19 protein-coding genes and 1 riboswitch are annotated in these 22,561 nt (G+C 28.3%); of the genes, 5 read left to right on the plus strand and 14 right to left on the minus strand.

Features of this window, described 5'->3' with window-relative positions; genetic code table 11:
* Nucleotide 1: 1 nt before the first annotated feature.
* The 8 genes from P4S50_RS15030 to yqeC form a co-directional block, all read right to left on the minus strand.
* The gene (locus P4S50_RS15030; protein ID WP_277731625.1) at nt 2-451 is read right to left on the minus strand and encodes a (2Fe-2S)-binding protein; all 450 of its coding nucleotides are present in this window, start codon (nt 449-451) and stop codon (nt 2-4) included.
* Nucleotides 451-1,239: an FAD binding domain-containing protein gene (locus P4S50_RS15035; protein ID WP_277731626.1), complete on the minus strand. Its 789-nt coding sequence runs from the start codon at nt 1,237-1,239 to the stop codon at nt 451-453. The genes P4S50_RS15030 and P4S50_RS15035 overlap by 1 nt, the downstream gene beginning before the upstream one ends.
* Nucleotides 1,240-1,332: 93 nt before the next feature.
* A complete protein-coding gene (locus P4S50_RS15040) occupies nt 1,333-2,673 on the minus strand; it encodes a uracil-xanthine permease family protein (RefSeq protein ID WP_277731627.1) in 1,341 nt (446 codons plus the stop codon).
* A gap of 180 nt (nt 2,674-2,853) precedes the next feature.
* Complete coding sequence (locus P4S50_RS15045) at nt 2,854-3,426, minus strand: xanthine phosphoribosyltransferase (RefSeq protein ID WP_277731628.1); 573 nt, start codon at nt 3,424-3,426, stop codon at nt 2,854-2,856.
* Between the two features lie 149 nt (nt 3,427-3,575).
* Nucleotides 3,576-3,677, minus strand: a riboswitch (purine riboswitch).
* A 90-nt stretch (nt 3,678-3,767) separates the two neighbouring features.
* Entirely contained in the window at nt 3,768-4,571 is an 804-nt protein-coding gene (locus tag P4S50_RS15050) for an XdhC family protein (RefSeq protein ID WP_277731629.1), read from the minus strand.
* Between the two features lie 74 nt (nt 4,572-4,645).
* Nucleotides 4,646-5,461 (minus strand): selenium-dependent molybdenum cofactor biosynthesis protein YqeB, encoded by an 816-nt coding sequence (yqeB, locus tag P4S50_RS15055; RefSeq protein WP_277731630.1) that lies wholly within the window; start codon nt 5,459-5,461, stop codon nt 4,646-4,648.
* Nucleotides 5,462-6,037, minus strand: a complete 576-nt coding sequence (gene mocA / locus P4S50_RS15060) for a molybdenum cofactor cytidylyltransferase (protein WP_277731631.1) — start codon at nt 6,035-6,037, stop codon at nt 5,462-5,464. It abuts the gene before it with no gap.
* A complete protein-coding gene (gene yqeC / locus P4S50_RS15065) occupies nt 6,034-6,807 on the minus strand; it encodes a selenium cofactor biosynthesis protein YqeC (protein ID WP_277731632.1) in 774 nt (257 codons plus the stop codon). Before yqeC ends, mocA begins: the two co-directional genes overlap by 4 nt.
* Before the next feature lie 519 nt (nt 6,808-7,326).
* Here yqeC and P4S50_RS15070 point away from each other — a divergent pair.
* A complete protein-coding gene (locus P4S50_RS15070; protein WP_277731634.1) occupies nt 7,327-9,336 on the plus strand; it encodes a DUF3859 domain-containing protein in 2,010 nt (669 codons plus the stop codon).
* Between the two features lie 11 nt (nt 9,337-9,347).
* Nucleotides 9,348-12,320: a hypothetical protein gene (locus P4S50_RS15075; RefSeq protein ID WP_277731635.1), complete on the plus strand. Its 2,973-nt coding sequence runs from the start codon at nt 9,348-9,350 to the stop codon at nt 12,318-12,320.
* A 79-nt stretch (nt 12,321-12,399) separates the two neighbouring features.
* On the opposite strand, the gene P4S50_RS15080 is transcribed toward P4S50_RS15075, so the two are convergent.
* The 5 genes from P4S50_RS15080 to P4S50_RS15100 all read right to left on the minus strand — a co-directional run bounded on the left by P4S50_RS15080 (nt 12,400) and on the right by P4S50_RS15100 (nt 18,939).
* The gene (locus P4S50_RS15080; protein WP_277731636.1) at nt 12,400-14,124 is read right to left on the minus strand and encodes an ABC transporter ATP-binding protein; all 1,725 of its coding nucleotides are present in this window, start codon (nt 14,122-14,124) and stop codon (nt 12,400-12,402) included.
* Nucleotides 14,125-14,126: 2 nt separating this feature from the next.
* Entirely contained in the window at nt 14,127-15,866 is a 1,740-nt protein-coding gene (locus tag P4S50_RS15085; protein ID WP_277731637.1) for an ABC transporter ATP-binding protein, read from the minus strand.
* Nucleotides 15,867-15,987: 121 nt separating this feature from the next.
* Nucleotides 15,988-16,983, minus strand: a complete 996-nt coding sequence (locus tag P4S50_RS15090; RefSeq protein WP_277731638.1) for a helix-turn-helix domain-containing protein — start codon at nt 16,981-16,983, stop codon at nt 15,988-15,990.
* A 145-nt stretch (nt 16,984-17,128) separates the two neighbouring features.
* Nucleotides 17,129-17,578 carry a rhodanese-like domain-containing protein gene (locus P4S50_RS15095; RefSeq protein ID WP_277731639.1) on the minus strand — a complete coding sequence of 150 codons (450 nt, stop codon included), beginning with the start codon at nt 17,576-17,578 and terminating at the stop codon, nt 17,129-17,131.
* A gap of 206 nt (nt 17,579-17,784) precedes the next feature.
* On the minus strand, nt 17,785-18,939 hold the full coding sequence (locus P4S50_RS15100) for an aminotransferase class V-fold PLP-dependent enzyme (RefSeq protein ID WP_277731640.1): 1,155 nt from the start codon (nt 18,937-18,939) through the stop codon (nt 17,785-17,787).
* Nucleotides 18,940-19,112: 173 nt separating this feature from the next.
* Here P4S50_RS15100 and yedE point away from each other — a divergent pair, with 173 nt between their 5' ends.
* Genes yedE through P4S50_RS15115 form a run of 3 tightly spaced genes read left to right on the plus strand, consistent with a single transcriptional unit; the run spans nt 19,113 to nt 20,649 of the window.
* A complete protein-coding gene (gene yedE, locus P4S50_RS15105) occupies nt 19,113-20,189 on the plus strand; it encodes a YedE family putative selenium transporter (protein ID WP_277731641.1) in 1,077 nt (358 codons plus the stop codon).
* 2 nt (nt 20,190-20,191) lie between these two features.
* A complete protein-coding gene (locus P4S50_RS15110) occupies nt 20,192-20,398 on the plus strand; it encodes a sulfurtransferase TusA family protein (RefSeq protein ID WP_277731642.1) in 207 nt (68 codons plus the stop codon).
* A 14-nt stretch (nt 20,399-20,412) separates the two neighbouring features.
* A complete protein-coding gene (locus P4S50_RS15115) occupies nt 20,413-20,649 on the plus strand; it encodes a putative Se/S carrier protein (RefSeq protein WP_277731644.1) in 237 nt (78 codons plus the stop codon).
* Nucleotides 20,650-20,705: 56 nt separating this feature from the next.
* Here P4S50_RS15115 and P4S50_RS15120 read toward each other — a convergent pair whose 3' ends face one another.
* Nucleotides 20,706-22,373, minus strand: a complete 1,668-nt coding sequence (locus P4S50_RS15120; protein WP_277731645.1) for a methyl-accepting chemotaxis protein — start codon at nt 22,371-22,373, stop codon at nt 20,706-20,708.
* Nucleotides 22,374-22,561: the final 188 nt, after the last annotated feature.

Here is a 22,561-nt window from a genome sequence, read left to right on the forward strand (position 1 = left end):
CTTATACTACCCCCATATATTTTTTTATCGCTCTTAACTGTCCAACATAACCTGTACATCTACAAAGATTTCCTGTTAAGTAGTGAACAATATCTTCTTCTGTAGGATTTTTAAGTTCTTTCTTCATTGCAAGTACTGTCATTATAAATCCAGGACTACAAAATCCACATTGTTCAGCTCCTTCATTCACTAAAAAATCTGCAAATTCTCTTGCCTCTTTTTGAACGCCTTCAATAGTTGTAATTTGTTTCCCGTTAACTCTTGCAGAAAGAATTGAACATGAAAGAACTGGCTTATCCTCTAACCATACTGTACATAATCCACAAGATCCTGTATCACAACCTTTTTTAACACTTAAAAAACCGTATCTTCTCAATGTATCTGCTAAAAATTCATCACATTCTATTTCCATGGCTATTTTTTTATTATTAATCATAACTTCTATCTTCATTATAAAACCTCCATTAAAGCTCTTTTTACAAGTACCTTACAGATTGCCTCTCGATACTCTTTACTACCTCTCATATTAGTTCCAAAAGTTAATTCTTTTGCAGCAATACTTGAAGTTCGTTCAATATCTTCATCTGTTAATTCACTTTTTCCTAAGTATATAGAAGCTTCTTTAGCGATCTTTGCCCTTTGAGGTCTTGCTCCAACTACTATCTTAAAGTCTTTATTTTCCTTTGATACAGCTACATTTAATAGAGCATAATCACTACTTGAATTTCTCATTGATTTAAATACTGCTTTTCTATTATTTTTTAGAATAATAATTTTTGTTAAAATATCTTTTTCAAAGTCTTTTTCTAAAAATTTCTCTAAAGACATTTTTCCTGCATTATAAAGTACTACCTGAGCATCTAGTGAAAGTAGTGCTGTAATTAAATCTGAGAATCCGTATTTTGAATAAACAGTACCACCTACAGTTACATTGTTTCTAAGCTGAATACCTACTATATTTTTTACAGATTGAGATAAAACTCCATTAAAGTATTTTGTTAAAATAGGACTAGTTTCTATTTCACGAAACGTAGTCATGGCTCCAATCTCAATTATCTCATCATTTTCTTTTATATAATTTAAATTAAGTCTAGATAAATCGATAGCTGTTCCAATATTTTTCGATCCCATTCTTAAAAAAGAACAGCCTCCTAATACAGTATTATTTCTTTTATTTTTTAAAGTATCATACGCTTCTTCCACTGTTTCAGGAAATACATAATTTTGTATAGAAATCAAGTGTATTCCTCCCCTTAAATTAATATAATTTTCTTAAAAATAAAAGGCATAATATTGATTTTCAATATATGCCTTTTTTTAAATTAATTACTTCTATGCTCCAGAAAGAGATTTTTTAGTATTATGTTCTACTTTTTTCTCCTGATTTTCTGGTAAAATAATATTTAATATAATTGCAATAGTTCCCGTAACAACCATTCCTGATCCTCCAAAGATCATCTTTACTGATTCTGGTAAATACGCAATTGCTTCTGGTACAGATCCAAGTCCAAATCCTAGTCCCATTGCAACAGCAACAATCATGCTATTTTTTCCAGTAAGAGGTTCTTTTGTAATAAGGTTAATTCCACTAATAGCTATCATAGAAAACATAACAATAGTAGCTCCACCTAATACACTTTGTGGCATTAAAGCAACAACAGTTCCAATCTTAGGGAATAATCCAGTTATAATTAAGAATACTGCTCCTACTGCAACTACAAATCTACTCATAATACCAGTTAACGCAACTAATCCAACATTTTGGCTAAAAGATGTATTTGGTAACACGTTGAAGATAGCAGCTAAACAACTTCCTAGTCCATCTGCCATAACTCCTCCTGCAAGTTCTTTATCAGTAGCCTCACGATTAGCTCCGCCCATTGTAATTCCCGAAATATCGCCAACAGTTTCTACCGTTGTTAAAATATACATTAAAAGCATTCCAACAATTGCATCTAAATGAAATGTCATTCCATATTTAAATGGTACGGGGAAAGATACCCATTTAGCTTGTGATACAGCAGAAAAATCAATTTTTCCCATCGGGATAGCCACGATATATCCTACTATAATACCAATTAATATAGACGACATACTTGTAATTCCCTTTGTATATTGATTAAAAAACAATACAGTTACTAAAACAATTGTTCCTAAAAGAAGATTTGATGGTGATCCAAAGTCTTTTGCACCAACCCCACCTGCAAAATATTTTATTCCTACTGGTAAAAGAGATAATCCTATAGATAATAGTACTGTTCCTGTTACAACAGGTGGAAAATATTTTCTTAATGGTTTTAAAAATGCACCCATTATAATTTCAAAAAAACCTCCAACGAAGGATGCCCCAAGTACTCCAGCAAGTCCGTATTGTGCAGATATGCTTATACCTACTGGTAAAAATCCAAAGCTTGTACCCATAACAATAGGAAGTTTTGCTCCTATTGGCCCGATAGGATAAAGTTGAATTAAAGTAGTTACTCCAGCTATAAACATAGCGCATTGGATTAAGAATGTTTTTTCATCAACAGGTAAACTCATAGCGTTTGCAATAATAATTAAAGGTGCTACATTTCCTGCAAACATCGAAAGTATATGTTGTAATCCTAATGGGATTGCTCTATGTAACGGTGGAACCCCATCTAAGTCATATATCTCATTATCTTTGTTCATATCTTCTCCTCCTAATGCTTTATTGTGAAATACATTTTTCTAAAATCATTATAACACAAAATTCTATTTTTACGAACATTTTTATTATTTTTTTATTATTCGTTTCTATTTTTGCGTATTATATACATATAATTACTTAAAATAAGTTCGTATTTTCCCCATTACTACATTAACTTACTATTAGGCAAACTTAATTCCATCAGTACTCATAGACTTAACAATAGCTAAAGATTCTACTTTTATTCCACTCTCTCTTAAAAGCTTTCCTCCATCTTGGAATCCTTTTTCTATAACAATTCCAATGCCGGCTAAATTAGCTCCTGATTGATCCACTACATCTTTTAATCCTAATGCAGCCTGTGCGTTAGCTAAAAAATCATCAAGTACTAATATGTTATCTGTAGGATTTAGATAATCTTTACAAACTCTGATTGAGTAAGTTTTATCCTTAGTAAATGAATAAACCTTACTTTCATATGCATTATCATTATCTACATTTTTACTTTCTACTTTTTTAGCAAACACTACAGGAACATTGAAATATTGAGCTGCTATTGCAGCTATAGCAATCCCTGAAGCTTCTATAGTTAAGATTTTAGTTATATTTTCATCTTTAAAACGATTTTTAAATTCTTTACCCATTTCATTCAATAGATTTATATCTAATTGATGGTTTAAAAAACTATCAACTTTTAGAACATCTTCCCCTCTAACTTTACCTTTTTCCACTATAACTTCTTTTAATAATTTCATCTTATCCTCCTTATATATGAAAAACCCCCATTTTTTCAAAAAAATGGGGGTTTAGTCTATTCCTTCATGTCTCTTAATAGCTACAATTTTTAAGTATATTACTTGTATTACAAAAACACGTATGATTATACTTTTAATTGTATGCTGTTAATGCATGCCTAAACACCCATAGTTGAATAATTTACGGCTATTCTGTAGAAACTCAGGGACCATATCTCCCTAATTATATGAGTGGTATATTTAATTTTTATTTCTGGCTTTCGGATAAGGTTTATTCTAACTTAATTTTACATAAAAATCAATAAGATTTTATATATATTTATGTTTAATGACTAAATCTACTATTTTTTGATATCTTTCAAGTGATTAAGACTTCCATTATTTTTTACCACAAGTATCTCAGACATAATGCTAAAAGCAATTTCTTTAGGTGTTTGCCCTCCTAAATCAATCCCAATAGGAGCATATATTTTATCTAATTTTTCTTGAGATACTTTTTCACTTTTAAGATTGTCCATAATATATTTTGTTTTATTTTTACTTCCAATCATACCTATATATTTGGCATTACTATCTATAACAGATTTTAATGCAACCTCATCATGCTTATGACCTCTAGTTACAATAACAACATAAGTACTATCATCTATGGGATATTCCTGTAAAATTTCTTGTATGTCTCCGAGTTTCAGCTCATCAGCCTGTGGAAATCTATTTATATTACAAAATTCCTCTCTATCTTCAACTATGGTAGTATGAAATTCTAGCATCTTGCCTAATTCATATAATTCAAATGCAATATGCCCTCCTCCAACAATAAATAACTTATCGAAGGGCTTAAAAACTTTAATAAAAACATCTGCTTCACCACCACACTGCATATGAAGACTTCCTTCATCATCCGTTAGTTTAAAATTAAAATTTTTACTTTCTCCATTTATAATACATTTTTTAGCTTTCTCCATTACAACTAACTCTAACGTACCCCCACCTATAGTCCCAAAAATAGTTCCGTCTTCCTTAATTCCCATCATAGAACCTTCTTTTCTCGGTGTAGAACCTTCTACTCTAGTTATAGTAGCTAATGCTACTTTTTTATTTAACTTTATCTCATCTGATATTTGATTTAAGATTTTATATTCCAATTTATTCACACTCCTTGCTTAGGCATTTTAAAAAAAATAACAAGTCAAAGATACAAAACAGACTAGCATACTGACTAATTATTTTTTTGAAGATGCCTTATATTTTTCATATATAAGATAGCTTCTAAAACTCCTCCTGCAACAGATCTAGCTTTATCTGAAATAGTAAAACAATATTCTTTTATTTCCCTAGGATCAATATCACCTATTTTAAGACCTTTTTTTACCTTTAAACCATTCATAATTATTCCTCTCAAAATGCCATCTATAGAAGCTTTTACAGGTTCATCATCTACATAAGCAATTATTTGGTCTTTTTTGATTATATCTCCGATTTCCGATAAGTTATTTATTATGCCATGGCACGGAGCTCTCAATACTCTTTCTTTGCCATACCCTAATATTTTACCAGGAACCCCTGTATCAGCTTGTGCATATCCTTTAAATATCAATTTTCCTAAATCATGTCCTCTGCTTGTTTCAACTACAATATCTACATCTTCACCAGCATCAAATCCTGGGCCAACTCCGATTGTAATAGGAGCCATGGTTCTATTCATTCCTAAATTTCTTTTTGCCAAAGTAGCATCTACTAAAATATCTATTTTCATTTCATCTATTATTTCACATTTAGGATCTACAACAACAGGTATTTGATTATTACTCCATATTTTGTGTATATCCTTTATATTGTATGCTTTCACTGATTTTACTTTTTCAACTATAGTCTCACATTCATATACTGCACTAGCAAACGAGACAGTTCTTCTAACCATAGTAGGTTTTTCTATTTCAAGTATTAATACCTTAAATCCACTTCTATGCAACTTATGAGAAATACCAGTTGCAATATCTCCCCCGCCTCTTATTACAACAATATTGTCAAACATCTAATTTCGTCTCCATTTCATATATTCATCCCATGTATCTATGTCTAGTCTAGCTGTATCATTATCAAAATGAATAAACTTCACCTCATCATATATCTTTGCAACAATACTTTTGCCACCATCATCTCCTTCAATTTTAAGAAGTTCATCTTTTAATTTTGAAGAAAAAATTATAGGATTTCCTCTTTTACCTTTATACATAGGTGCTACTATATCCGTATTTTGTTCTTCAAACACATCTATCAATTCATTTATAATAGAAGGATCTAAAAAAGGCTGATCTCCAACAAAGAACATAAATCCATCTGTTTGTATAGACGAAGCATTAATCCCAAATTTTATAGACTCACTTTGTCCAAGTTTAGCTCTATCATTATAAACTGTTTTTATTTTATTTTTTATTCCTATTTCTTTTATTTTTTCTTCTCTATATACTAATATTATTTCATCTATATTAGATTCTTTTATAGCTTTAATCACCATTTCAATAATAGAAATACCACCAAAATCAAGCGTTAATTTATCTTTATTCATTCTTGTAGAAAATCCAGCCGCCATAATAATACCAGTAATCAAATTTTATCACTCCACTTAAAAACAATATTTTTATTAATAATGCTACATGCAATAATACCCATTACCTCAAATTTACTTTTAATTACTAAATCTCTAATTTGCAAAGCTATTTTTTTTCTTTCTTCAACTTCTACCTTATTAAGCAAGATATATTTTTTACAGTTTTCAGGAGTAGCTTTAAATAAACCTTTTTTATTTATAATTAATTTAAATATTTTATCTTCGTCTATTATTTCTTCCATTTTACTATTGGTTATATTACAAAATAATTCTGGTCTATGAACATTTTCCATATTTATTTTCTTTTTAATACAATCTAACCCAATTACCCCTACTACTTTATATGTATTAAAAGGTATAACAGGTTCATGATCAGCAGGTGCTTTTATAGCTTTTCTCTTTGAACCATCCGCTTCAACTAAAATATAATCAAATACTTCAAGATTATAAATTTCATCTATTGACTCCTTAGATAGCCCTAACAACTTATTTTCTTTCGAAACTTCTCTTCCTATAACAGTAATACTTCCTTCTTTAATTTTATCTTTATTTATATCACTTAAATCAATTGATTTATCTATAATTAATTCATCATACTCTCCTTCATTAGGATAGTATATTGCAGTTGAAGTTGTAACCAATACTTTTTTATTCCTATCTTTTAATTCTTTTGCTAATTTAAATATACTACTCGTTTTTCCCCCTCCACCTACAAATGATATCATTTCTTTTTTCATAAAATCGATATCAAAATATTTATATATATTCATATTCCACCTACTTTCAATGATTATATTGTCTCTTTCACTCTTAATTTTTTAATATGCCTCTCCTGTATATATACTCATTTATATAAATACGAATAATACATATTTCTTCATCATTTTGACATTCACTTCAAATCTAGTTTTTCCATCTTTTTAAGCTTTTTCAATTTTATTATATCATATTTTTTCCGAATATTTTTTTATAAAAATATAAAAACGTATGTTGTTTTTCTCAAGTATTATTATTCTATATACAAAATTATAAAATGAAACTTATCTTCAAGTAAAGTTTATGACTTTATCTTAAGGTTAGTTGCGTGTGCCCTGGTGGTGAACTTACCCAGAAGTTATAAAGTCCTCATCTCCAACGTGAAGAGGATGAAGTATTAGAACTCTTAGCGTTCAGATAAACTATAGTATTTTTGTTACTTAAGGTCCATTGCACACCATAAACCATTAATATATAATATTATTTTACTTCCAAATTTTGTCGTATCACACGGAATCAAGGAGATGACTCACATGAAAATAACAATTGACTTAACAAATCGCCAATCAGTTATAAAAGCTATTAATCAATGGATTAAAATTATAAAAAGCGATTATTATTTAAATAATCCTCAAGAGATCGTAATAGAAGATACAAATCAAGGAATATTAACATCAGATATATTAAAATACAAATCATTATATTCTCAGATTTCAGAGATATTTTCAGATATTCGAAGTGATTTAATATTTATACTAAAGCTTATCGAACTTGATATGGAAGAAGAAGCAAGCGATATAGCATTTGAACTCAGTAAGCTTCTAAGACAATTAAATGATAAAAATTATATGTTTATTGGCTTAGATATCATTTATGCAGTATCTAGTGCATCCCCCTTCTATTCATATTGTCTAGGTAAAGCTATTAACCCAAGTTTATCACAAGAATCAGAAGAAAATTTAACTTCTATTTTGACCAGATTTATAAAATCTAATAAATGGACAGATAATACACTTGACGTTTTTGTATATTGTGACAATGAAAATATAAAAGAACGATTAGCTGAACTTGACTTAAAATATTTTTTAAATCTACCTGGCAAAATAAAAGTTTTTAAAAAAATAATATCAAGAAAGCACAAACAGGGTTTATCCGCTGATAAAGTAGAACAATACTTTATAGCGGCAAAGATAAATTACTCTATCGAAGATATAAATGATGTTTTAAAAGATATAAACATAAAAAAAATAAAAGAAAATCAAGTCCATACTAAGGGAAATGTAATCGAAAAAGAATCTAGTAGAGAACTAATTAAATTTAAATATATACTTACTTTACCTAAAACTACAGAAATTACTATTAAAATAGATCATCCTGAAAATAAAGATTTACAGAAAATATCAAAGTTTAAAACCGAGTGTATAGACGGTCAAATTAATCAGTTCAAATTATGTCCGCATGGACCTGGAGTGTATACAGTAACAATATTAGTAAAAGGGCGCCCTTTAATTAAAGAAAAGTTTTTAATAGAAGATAAAGTTGAATCTAAAATAAAAGATATTAACATTCTTAACTTCACAGATTCCTCATTAAGAGCTACATCTAAACCATTTAAATCAATGGATGAACCCTTCGGAATAAGATTTTCTGTAGATTCTGGAAAAATAAAAGGTCTTTTATATCATCCTCCATTTATAAAGGAGACTATAAATAGTGCAGTTCAAACCGATATATCAGAGCGTAGATATCTAAATATAGGAACATACAATATGATTTTAGATCCACATGAATTTTTCGATTTTAAACCAGGTTATTTTGAATTTCTTCTTTTAAGTGAAGATGAATCAGAACTATTACATAGACAAGTATTTTTTAAAAATCCATATAACGAATCTTTCACTTCTAAACAAGAAGAATTTGAATTTTTAAATAACCTCATTATGAATTTATTTCTTAAAGAAGATCCTAAGAGATTTAATAAAAATGTATTAAGGCAAACCATAGGAGAGTTCGAAGAATTATTTAAAATTAACTTTTTTAAGTTTTTAACTAAAGAAGAAATAGTAAGTTCTGTTATAGAAGTTGCAAATAATTATTTCAACTCTTTAAATGGATATATTTCAGATTATGTAGACCCTATGTGGAAAGATAAAATTAAATCAAAACAAAAAATATCTAAAACAGAAGTTTTAAACTATGGGATATATGAAAAAAACAAAGATTTTAATGAAAATATAAATATATCTTTAAAATCTCAGAAGAAATATTTGAAAGCAAAAATTGGTACATACTTTGGTATTTCATACAATTTAAATCCACTTTGGTTTAAAAATGATATAAATGTAAAATGTAATGTTTCTTTAGTAAAATCAAATAAAAAAATTATAGATGAAACTTGGAATGATATATCCTACTGTAAAAAAACAAATCAGTTTGTATATATAATAGAAGATCAAAAAGAACTTCAAAGTGGTCTATGGCAATTCAAACTGTACTGTAAAGACGAATGCATATTAAAACAAATCATACAAATAGATATTTAAAGGAGGGTATTATGGATCAATTCGATAAAAATCAAAGAATAAGATTTCAATTAAATAATGAAGTTTCTCTTAAAGATGCTCTAAAGCAATACCAAGCTCTACTTCAACAAGACTTAGTATATAATAACGGGTGCTTTGATATTGACTTTGTACAAGTTAAAGATGGAGAAGACTATCCACTATCACTATCAGATGGTGATATTAACTTAATAAAAGAACTTATGGGTAAATCAGAAGCTTACTACAAAGGTGAAATAGATTTTCATTCAACTAGCGCTGAGGCTATATTCATTTCTCATTGTTTAAAGAATCCTAATCTTAAACAAGATGTTGTAGATACTATAAAAGAAATAGTAAATTACTCAAGAAGACACAACGATACTTGGAAAATGTGGTCAGATGATTGTGCTGTATTCGGTGCGGATTCTGTCTATATACTAGGTTTAAAATATCCAGAGTATATATATTTAATGGGTTCATATATAATACCCTACTGGGATTCAGAACATGCTTCGTATGTATTATCTTATTTAGAAGACTTTTATCTAAAGAATGGTTTCACAGATGATTTATTAAAGGCATTTTGCTATTGTGATAATTCTGAAGCAAGAATGTATATGCTTTCAATAGGATGGCATAGCTGCCAACAAGATCCTTTCGATCTTGAAGAATACTTTAGAAAAAATCCAGATAAGTACGAAAAGTTTAAAATTCTAATGAAAGAACGATTTAAAGAACAAAGATATATTCAGTACTCAGAACATGAGTATACACCTAGACCTATAGATGAATTCTATACATCAATTCTTCGTTCTAGCAGTGAAAATGAAGAAGATTATTGGGATGAAATAAACTTAGAAAAAGTATTTATAGATGATACCTATGATAACGAAGCCTATAAGCTTCATAAGGAAATAGAAGAATATATAGGAATGCCTCTAGTAGATGAATATAAGAATCCTTATGATGATGAAGATGATGAGGATGACGAACAATCTATTTGGGAAGACTTCTTCTTAAATGGGTTTGATAATGGTGAAGAAATGCTAAATTATATACTATATGGAGAAGATGATTCTATATTAGATGAAATAAGACCTGTAGATATAATAAAGCTTTCAAAAGAAAAGAATTTACTTATGTATAAAAAGATTAAATGGTTTATAAGTGAACTAGATACATTTGAAGATAGATTCTACGATATATTTGAAGGCTTTATAGAGGAATACTATGATATAGATCAAGCCTTTGAAAATAATAATATGATAGTTACTATAAATGGGAATGACACAACAGGTAGACAAGCTGTTATTTGTGCTTTAGATATTTTTTATAGACTTATGGGCAAAAAGACCTTCCCACACGATTTGTTTGCTTTAATAGTTAACTCAAAGATTATGAGTGTATCTGATTTTATAGAAAGATACGATGGTAATAATCCTTTAGTTAGATTAATAAAGGACCTTAATAATTGCGAACCTATATTTGGTCTTCAATTAGAAAGATTAACTACCCTAGTATATAAAGATAGAGATTATGCTTTATCTTTACTTAAAAAACACCCTATAACTTCTGAGATACTTGTTTTATATACAAATATACTATATAACGATTATAAAAACAGATTAATGGATGATTTATCTAAATTTTTAATAGATATTGTAGAGAATAATTTAATATCTCATGTTTTAGAAAAAATAAAACTCAATGGTAAATTTAAAGAAGATGAAATAGAGAATATAAAAAAATATATACAAGGCAAACCAATGCCTCCAAGAGAATTAATGATGAAAATGATGATGGGAAAAGAAGCTTTAACAGATGAAGAAAAAGCTTTATTAAATCCTAAGTTTGAACCTGTTGAACTTGATGAAGCTCTTAATATTTTAAAATCTAAACTTGATCAAGAAGAAGATGAAGACGATCCTCAAGTTCAATATGACTTATTCCGTGATTATGATGAAGGTGTAAACTCAATATTAATAGCTTTATATCTAGGAGGAATTAAATTCAACCTTCCATCTTCTAGCAAGTTCAATAGATTATATAAACTTTTACTTGAACTAGCACCTATTAAGGTTATAAATCAAACTTCTTATTTTTATTATATTTATTATAACCAAAGATCACTAGATCCTACTGTATGGTATGATTTTGATATGGATATCAAGAAAGTGAGTAAAGATAGAAGTATAATTTTAGCATGGGAAATCTTAACTTGTGATTCAGATTTTTACGATGAGTTAGTTCAAGAATATATAGATGATGAACAACCTACTGGATTTAACATATTAAATGTTCACACTAGAAAAGACATAGACAGTGCTTTAAGTCTTATCCCAATCTATAAGCAAATTAGATTCTATGAAGAGGTTTCAGAAAGAGATAGCGATGTATCTAAGCACGCTCACGCTAGATTATTCTATATGAGTATAAATGAATTTGTAAGAGAATCTCACATAAATCTCCGTGATTTAGATGAAAGTGAAATCAAAAATATATCAGATGATTTAATTAAATATATAGAGGGCGAAATAGATATAAACGAAATAGAATACACTATCGATATATTAAAAGATTTAGGCGGTATATCAGCATTTGTTGATAGATTGTGGCGTTTAGATGAAAAAAGACAGAATAGAGCTTTAAAGTTTTTGTTTAAGTTTAATCAAGATGGTGTTTTATTCGCTTATAACCATCATAATGTAGAAGTTTTAGATTATCTTGATATTCTACTAAATAATAATGTAGATCATAAGTATATAGCGTATTTCCTAGTTAAATATGATGACCATGATGCATTTAATGAATATCTAAAATCATATAATCCATCAAAATATGTAAAAAATATGGATATAGATTATAGATTGACAGCCTTAGAAATGGCATCTAGTTCTTCATCATCTAAAGAATTCATTAAAGACTTCATAGATGATTCTTCTAACAGAGTTAGTTCTTATGCTAAAGAACTGCTTAATGATTAATTAAATAAATATTTAAAATAATAAATGTCTATGAAAATACTTGTAAGTTTTAAGTATTTCCATAGACATTTTTATAAATTTAGATTGCCCACTGCTTAGCATTTTCCATTTCATTATACATATTATAGTATCTTTTTCTATTTTTTATCAATTGGTTATGATCTCCTATTTCCTCTATACTTCCATTATTTAAAACTATAATTTGATCTGCATCTTTTATTGTGTTCAATCTGTGGGCTATTACTATAACTGTTTTATTTTGAGTAAGTTTCTTTATTGATTTTTTAATTTCCAATTCATTATCTGCATCAAGAGATGCTGTAGCTTCATCTAGTAGTATTATAGGCGAATCTTTTAATATCGCTCTAGCTATTGATATCCTTTGCTTTTCACCACCTGATAAAGTAGATCCCCCCTCCCCTACTAAAGTATCATACTTATCTTCAAGCTTTTCTATGAACTCATAACAATTTGCTATCTTCGCAGCATTTATTACTTCTTGTTTACTAGCATTTAAATTTCCTAGCTTTATATTATTGTATATCGTATCATTCAAAAGATAAACATCTTGAAAAACCATGCTTATATTCTTTAGTATTGAATCAGGATTTATATCTTTTATATCTTTTTGACCAATCTTTATACTTCCACTGTTTATATCCCAGAACCTAGCTATAAGGCTTGTAATAGTAGTTTTTCCTGACCCTGAAGGCCCTATCAATGCTGTCATGCTACCTTCTCTTACTTTAAAACTTATATCATCTAAAATATTTTCACCTTTTTCATATTCAAAACTTACATTTTCAAAATCAATATTGTAGTTTTCAAAATCTACATCTTCATATTTATATCTCATCTTAGGTTGCTCATATGTGTTGATTAAATTTTGTGATGCTAATTTAAGATATTTAAAACTTCCATACTGAACAGAAAAAGCTCTTAAAACATTCGTAAGTGCTACATTTATTATTATAAAAGTCACTAATTGTTCTTTTCCAATACTTCCTGATCCAAATTTTGCTGTAGATATAAGTAAAAGTAAAGGAAAACTAAGATCAACTATCGTCTGAAATATAAGTACATAAGGCGCAATAGACACTTCTGTTCTTATACTTTCTCTTTTAAAATCTCTAAAGGATTTTTCTAACCTTTTAAATTTTTCTCCAGCTAAATTATAAGATTTGAAAACCTGTATTCCACTCACATATTCAACCATTCTTGATATTAGCTGATTCATCACCTGTTTTTTATGCTTTCCTATTTTAGTAACGCTGCATCCACCTATATATATAATAGGAATACTAATAAGAACTACAGCTATTTGAATTAAAGCTAACTCAGTATCTATATAAAAAGTAATTAAAAGAAAATATATGCTTAAAAACGTTGTTTTTATTAAATCACTAGTTTTATGAGTTATTATCACTTCAAAATCCTGAAGATCATTAGTCATTATATTAGACAAACTACCTATACTATTTTTGCTGAAATATCCTAAGTTCAAGTTTCTAAGATGATTTCCTAATGAAATACGCATACTCTCAATAGCACGAGCACCATTAGCTTGTATTCCAGTATATCCCTTCGAGCTAATTAAAGCTCTAATTACAAAAGCTATTATCATAAATATAGTATATTTTTTTATTTTTTCTAAGCTTAAATCCTCCTTTATTAAATCTAAAAGTACAAAGTATAGCATAGAATAAAAAAACATATTAAACAAAGAGTCTATAGCTAATAGCAATATAGGTTTTCTTAATTTTTTAGAGTTTTGTCCTAGCAATACCTTTATATCGTTAAACATAATTACGCACCTTCCTTTGCAACTTCATAATCATATATATCCCAAAGTCGTCTATACATACCATTCTTATTTATAAGAAAATCATGGTCTCCTTGTTCTACAATTTCACCTTCATTTAATACTACTATGTTATCTGCATTCTTTATTGTATAAAGTCTATGGGCTATTATAACAGCAGTTTTATTTTTTAATAAATTCTTAAGTGCATGCTGTATTTTACTCTCATTTTCTATATCTGAATACGAAGTTACCTCATCAAGTATTATAATAGGACTATCTTTTAATATAGCTCTTGCAATAGATATCCTTTGCTTTTCTCCACCACTAAGCTTTATTCCATCTTCTCCAATTTTTGTATTGTATCCATCCGGCAAACTCATTACAAAATCATGAATTTGAGCTTTCTTGCTGGCTTCAACAACCTCTTCCTTACTTTTATTAGATCCCATTTTAATATTTTCTAATATACTATCCTGTAGCATAAATACATCTTGAAATACAAACGATATTTTATCCATTAAATTTTCCATTTCAATCTCTTTTATATCTATACCATCTATCTTTATACTTCCATGCTCGACATCCCAAAATCTTCCTACAAGCTGAGCTAACGTAGTTTTTCCTGACCCTGAAGGCCCGACTAATGCAACTACACTCTTTGGCTCTACACATAATGTTAGATTTTTTATAACATCTTCTTTATCATATTTGAATGTAACATTATTAAACTCTATTTTTCCTTTAATATTTTCTTCTAACTTTTTATTTCCATGCACTTGTATATCTTGCTCTATTATATTTCTTACTTTTCCAGCACCTTCTAATAACATAGAAAAATCTCCACCAAACTCTAGTAATTGCTTGAAAGATGTAAGAAAATTAGCGCTCAATATTAAAAATAGTATATAAGTAGATACATTTATCTCTTTATTTAAAAACATAATTCCTCCTATAGGAATTATAAATAATAATCCAGAATCTATAAGAACTAAAAATATACTGTATAAAGGTGCAGTCTCCATTGTTATTTCAGTCCAGTAATCTGCATATTCCTCTGTAGTATCTTTATAGTTCTTAAATGACTTTGCTGATAAATTGAATGCTTTCATAACGTTCATACCATTTATATATTGAATTATTGTTGAATTTAGTTTTTGAACTAAACTGTGATATTTTTGCATTCTCTCTTTCATACCTTTAAATACAATTGTCTGGATTAAAAATCCTAAAATAATTGGAATAAATAATACTAAAGCAAGTTTCCAATTTAAAAATAGAAGATATAACAATATTATTATAGGGGCTACAACTGCAGATGCTAAATCTGGAATTTGATGTGCTATAAAGTTTTCTAACTTCTCTATGTCTTCATTTATAGTTTTTTTCACTTCTCCTATCGTATGACCTTTAAAAAATCCCATGTGTAGCTTAGATATATGATTTACAGCCTTCATTCTAAGTTCATATAATATTGTAAATGCTGCTATATGAGAAAATACTCCAGATAATATAAATACTACAATTTTAATAAGTATAAAAATCCCTACAGTTATTGCTTGAGATTTAATCTTTTGATAATCTACAGAATCCTTAAAAAGTTCTAAGAATATATTGTACATAAGAATATATGGTATCATTGAAAGTAATGAACTTACTATACTAAGGAATGCAGACATATACAATTTGAACCTTTCCTTACCTGATACCTCTAATATAAAATTTAAATTTGACTTTTCTTTCATAAACAACCCTCCTCAATTCCCATTTTAATTGATATTAATTATCACTTTCAACTCCAAAACAAATAAAAAATGCTCCAAAAACAAAATTATTGATTTAAATTTTGTTTTTATAAGAGCATTTTTAGTTATTATTTGTATTTAATTTTCTATATTTTAAAGGAGTTATTCCATTGTATCTTTTAAATATATTAGAAAACTTACTGGGATTTTCATATCCTACCTCTATAGCAATTTCTATTATCTTCATATCTGTATTATTTAATAAATATTTAGCCTTCTCTACTCTCTCTTTTTTTATATACTCATACACTGTATCTCCTGTAATATCTTTAAATATTTTTTGTAATCTATATACACTAATATCTAAATTATTTGCTAATACATTTATAGTAGGTGCATTTTCAATATTAATATCTATAATCTTTTTTGCTTTATCAAAAATTTCAACTTCATCATCTTTTAATCTATTAATAGAATTTTGTTTGTACTTTTGATCTATAATATTAGATAAAAACTCTATTGTTTTTAACTTAATATTCATATACCCAATCATATTATCTAAAGATATAGATTCTATATCTTCAGCTATCTTTTGTATATTATAACTAGATTTTTGTACTACTATTGTATTTCCTTTAAATATAGTGTCTAAATAATCATCCCATTGTATCATCAATTGATTCTCCCATATAGGATTTATAGCTCCTTTTATAAGATTAAAATTCATAGAAACAGATGCAATCTTACAACCTACATATTTAAATTTAAAGTACTCTACATCATTTGCCATTTTATATATAAATACTTCTCCAGATTTAATAGTATGCTTCTTATTGTTAGGTAACATTAACACCTCTACATATCCTTCATAGCAATATCCAACCTCTAATACCTGAGCTTTAAAGTCTGTATTATCAAGCTCAATCTCCATTTCACTTTGTATATTAAGTTTTGAAATTTCTAATCCATCCTCAATTTTTATTCTTATCAAGTTTCCTTGACTTAATTGTTCCTTCATAGTGTATTTTTTACAAAAAAACTCTTCTGATGTTTTAGAGCAGTATTTATCTTCAATATAATTAAAGTATTTATCTAATACATCTTTTTTTGTTTTCATTCTAATACAACCCCTTATTTTTATATGAATATATTATATTTTAATTTTCCATATTTATCTATATAGATAAAAAAATAAAACCCACGATTTAAAAATCGTGGGCTTTAAAACACTCCAATTAATTTTCACTTTATCAATACAATATCTATTTTTCTAAAAGTTCATCATAAGGCCATCCACCTTGACCATTTTCAAGTATGAAAAGTCTTTCAGGCTTTATTCCACTTTCAGTAAGGTGCTCTACAGTTCTTTGAGCTCCGCCTTTACCTCCAGGGCATACTACTATTATCGGATTATCTCCTTCAAGCTGAGGTATTACAGCATCAACCTTAGCTCTTTCCTCGTCAGTTTTAACTGGATAAGCTTTTGTAGATATAGCTCCCTTTATGTGATGTGCATTCCACTCATCTTCAACCTGTATATCAACAAGTGTTATGTCATCACCATTTTCAATTGCATCTTTAACCTGTTCAGCTGTGTAATACTGATAAGTTTTTTCTTCTGCTGTTGTTTTTTCTGTCTCATTTGATGCACATCCTACCACAGATACCGCAAGGATGGCCATTAATAATAATGCTAAAATTTTCTTTTTCATAATTTTATCCTCCTTTAATGGTTATACATTCGAACCCGATGTTATGTACAGTTCACTTCATCTAAAGTGACGCTATGATTATTATATAACTAGATTATATATTTTTGTTATGAAAAAACTCTATACTATTGATCAATAGAATAGAGTTTTTTTATTTTAAATGAAATAGTTAAAGCAAACTTAATTGATATATATTTCTATAACTTTTATATTTCTTTCAAGCATTTATTTATACTATCAATAGTATAATTCACCTCATCCATAGTATTAAAATGACTAAAGCTAAATCTTACAGTTCCATCAGGAAAAGTTCCTAGAGTTTTATGTGCAAAAGGAGCACAATGAAGTCCACATCTTGTCATAATACCAAAATCTTTATACAGGTTATATGATATTCCAGCATTATCATACTCTCTAAAGTCAATAGATGCCAGAGCTGTTCTTCCTTTTATTCCGCTTTTCCCTATCAACTTTATGTTTTCTATATTATTAACTTTCTCTAAAAATACATTTAAAAGATTCAATTCCTTTTCTCTTATTGAATCTATTCCTTGTTTAAACAAATATTTCAAAGAAGCATTAAATCCATATATTCCAGGAATATTTAATGTCCCTGCTTCAAATTTATCTGGCATATAGTTTGGTTGAATTTCATGTTCTGATAAACTTCCTGTTCCCCCTTCTATAAAAGTGCTCATTTTATCGACTAATCTATCATTTAAAATAAATCCTCCTATTCCCTGTGGTCCTAAAAGGGATTTATGTCCTGTAAAAGCTATCGCATCAGCATTTAATTTTTTATAATCTACATTTAAAAATCCAGCTGTTTGAGCAGAATCTATAATAAATAATATATTATTATCCTTACAAATTTTCCCTACTTCTTCAAGGTTTAATATTGTTCCACACACATTAGAAGCATGTGTCATAATAACAGCTTTTGTATTAGGTTTTATGTATTTTATTAAATCACTAGTGTTTAATTCTCCAAATGTACTACACTGTACTCTTGAAAACTCAACTCCTTTCTTAACCAATGAATTAATAGGTCGCATAACAGCATTATGCTCCATAGAAGATACTATTACATGATCTCCTTTTTTTATCAAACCCTTTATTAATACATTCAAACTCTCTGTAATATTTTTTGTAAAAACTACATTTTCTTCTTTATCAAAATTAAATAACTTGCAAATTAGTTCTCTAGTTTCAAATACTATATTCTCAGCTTCAAATGAAGAACTATAAGCTCCTCTATTTACATTACAACCTATATTATCTAAATAATTTGACATACTTTTTGAAACACCTATAGCTTTTGGAAAAGAAGTTGCTGCATTGTCTAAATATACCGAATTCATATATATCACTCCTATATTTAATCTATCTCTATTTTATAACATTACTTATTTTGTAAATAATAGAAAAAATTTATATGTTCATTGTGAATTATTCATTTTTTCAATTTAACTTTACTTATATATTCTGATAGAATCGTGGTTGCAATATATAACATTTAAGGAGGTTGTATACAATGGATTCAAAAAAAGGCATTATATTCACAGGCGCTCTCGTTGGTATTATCGCTGTACTTCTAGTTAAACTTGGAAATCCAAAAAACATGGGATTTTGTATAGCATGTTTTATAAGAGACATATCAGGAGGTCTTGGTTTTCATAGAGCTGCAGTTGTTCAGTATTTAAGACCTGAAGTTATGGGGTTAGTCTTAGGTTCTTTCGCAGTAGCTAGCTTAAAAAAAGAATTCAATGTAAAAGGTGGATCTTCTCCATTTATTAGATTTACTTTAGGTGTTACTGTAATGATAGGAGCTTTAATGTTTTTAGGATGTCCTCTTAGAATGGTTTTAAGACTTGCTGGAGGAGATTTAAATGCTATAGTTGGAATTGCAGGTTTTACTTTTGGTATTATTTTAGGTATTGCTTCATTAAATAAAGGCTTTTCTCTTAAAAGAAATTATAAATTACCTAAATCAGAGGGTTATATATTCCCTGTAATGAATATATTTTTAGTAGTTTTATTAATACTTGCTCCAAGCTTTATATTCTTTAGTGAAAAAGGACCTGGTTCTATGCATGCACCAGCTCTTATTGCTTTAGCTTGTGGATTAATAGTTGGTATATTATCACAAAGAACTAGACTTTGTATGGTAGGTGGTATAAGAGATTTAATATTATTTAAAGATACATATTTAATATCTGGATTTATAGCTATACTTGTATTTACTTTAATAGGAAATCTTTCTTTAGGATACTTTAACATGGGATTTGAAGCTCAACCTGTTGCTCATTCAGATGGACTTTGGAACTTCTTAGGAATGGTTTTATGTGGATGGTCTAGTGTGCTACTTGGTGGATGCCCTATGAGACAATTAATCTTATCTGGTGAAGGTAATACAGATTCAGTAATTACAGTTATCGGAATGTTTGTAGGTGCTGCTATTTGTCATAATTTTGCTTTAGCTGCAAGCCCTAAAGGTCCATCTCCTAATGGTAAAATAGCTGTTATAGCTTGTCTTTTAGTTGTTGGTTTGATATCTTACTTAAATTCTGATATGGCTAATTTAAAATCTAAAGGTAAAGGAGTTGCTTAAGAATGATTAAAGTAGATGTAAGAGGTATGTCTTGTCCTCAACCAGTTCTTATAACAAAGAATGCTGTAAATTCTAATCCAAAAGAAATTGAAATTATTGCAGATGATAATACTGCTGTAAACAATATATCTAGATTCTTAAAAATTTCAGGATATAAATATGAAGTAAATGAAATCAAAGAAGACTACATTATAAATGCTAAAAAATAGAGTGAGGTAATATAATGAATGAATATATAGCAATATTTTTTACCCATTCAGGAGCTATTAAATTCGATAGATTCTGTAAGAAAAATAATATTAAGAGCGAACTAATGCCTGTTCCAAGAAAGCTAAGTTCTAATTGCGGAATCTGTTCTAAGTTTTGTTATGATGATAGTATAGATACTTTAATTTCTGATGAAATAGAAAAAATATATGAATGCCATGAAAAAGAATATGTTTTACGTTATGAAGAATAATTATTTAAACAAAATGCCGCTTATTAATAAGCGGCATTTAATTTATCTTTACTATATTAAACCTTAAATTTATCTGATAGTTGTTTCAATTGATTCGTCTGCATATTTAATCTAGAGATATTTTCTGTGATTGTTGCAAAACTTTGTACTTGGTTATCGATTATAGAATTAATTTCATCTACTGATGCAGCATTTTCTACAGAAGTCTGAGTTACTTGATCTGTAGCACTTGAAATTTCTTCTGTTATTTGAGCTTGCTTATTTGATAGGTTAGCTGATTCTTCTGAAAACTCCTTGATTTCATAAACAGATTCTAATATTTTTTTAAACTGTTCTTTAGCTTCCTTTGCACGCTCAACAGAATTATTTGATTTAATATTGCCATCCTCTATAGCTTCAACTGCATTTTTAGATGCACCTTGTATATAATTTATTGCTTCAACAATAGATTCAACAGATGTTTTAGATTCTTCAGCCAACTTTCGAACTTCTTCTGCAACTACAGCAAAACCTCTACCCTGTTCCCCTGCTCTGGCTGCCTCAATTGAAGCATTTAAAGCAAGAAGGTTCGTTTGTTCAGCAATAGATTTAATTAAAGTTACAACATTTCCAATATCTTCACTTGATCTTCTAAGCTCTATAATTATTTCTTTGGTATTTTTATTAGATTCCATAACTAGGTTGTTAGATTCTAAAACTTCTGTTATAGACTGATCTCCTAGTCTTGTAAATTTCTCTACTTCATAACTCTTTTTAGCATTTTCATTCATTTGATCAGATATATTTTTAGCATTATGCTCTAATTCTACAATACTAGCATTTACTTCTTCTGATACACCAGCATTTGTTTGAGCAACATCCGATACTTCATTAACTTGATTGGCTATACTATTAATTCCATTGTTAACTAAATCACTTGCTCCTTGTATATCATACGTAGCAGTAGATATAAATTCAATATCTTCCTTCAATTCATTAATAAGTATTTGAATCTTTTCTATAAAGCTATTAAAAGCATTTCCCAAACTTTCAAGTTCATCTCCAGTTTTAATATCCACTCTCGAAGTAAGGTCTCCTTCTCCACTTGCTATATCCTTCATTTTAGCTAACAAATTGTTAATTGGTATGGTAATAAGTTTTTTACTAACCGCAACACTAACAAAGAAAATAGCACATCCAAAAATCAACATACTAGATTCAACTATTTTTAAAAACTTAATTTTACTATCATAATTTTTCTGATACATTGAAACAATATCATTAATATCATTTTTTAAATTCAGGGCATTATCTATAATATGGTCTCCCAACACTTGAGATATATTTCCATTTATAGCATCTTCAATCGGTGTAATATAATTATTAATACTTTTATTTACATCATTAATTTTATTTACAATATCTTCATTTGAATTTTTACTCAATCCAAGAGTTTTATCTCCATCTACAAGGCCTTTCATAATCTGCTTGTATTTTGCTAATTCCGCTGTCAATATTTGTTTTGAACTCTCTGAATTTTGTTCATTTTCCATATCATCTAAATAATCTAATGTGTACATTCCAAGTAGCATCGTTCTCATTCTCTGGCTACCCGCAAGATTTATTGCAACACCATCATTTTCTAAATCTTTTAAAGTACTAAATAAAAACATTACATTCAGAATAAACGGTATCATCAGTAGTAATAATACAAAAATAACTTTCCTTTTTATTGTTTTTAACATAATCTTGTTCCCCCCTATTTAAAAATTATATATGATTGTTTTAATTAATATGTTATTTTAAATTCTTTTCCTTATATACCCATTGATTGTTAATATATTCATATTTTTTATAAATATATATTTAAAACATTCAAATGTCATAAAAGAATTCGTCTACTCGCTAACGCGGTGACTCATGGCGCCAACAA

This window comes from Tepidibacter hydrothermalis, assembly GCF_029542625.1.
Taxonomy (GTDB): Bacteria; Bacillota; Clostridia; order Peptostreptococcales; family Peptostreptococcaceae; genus Tepidibacter_A; species Tepidibacter_A hydrothermalis.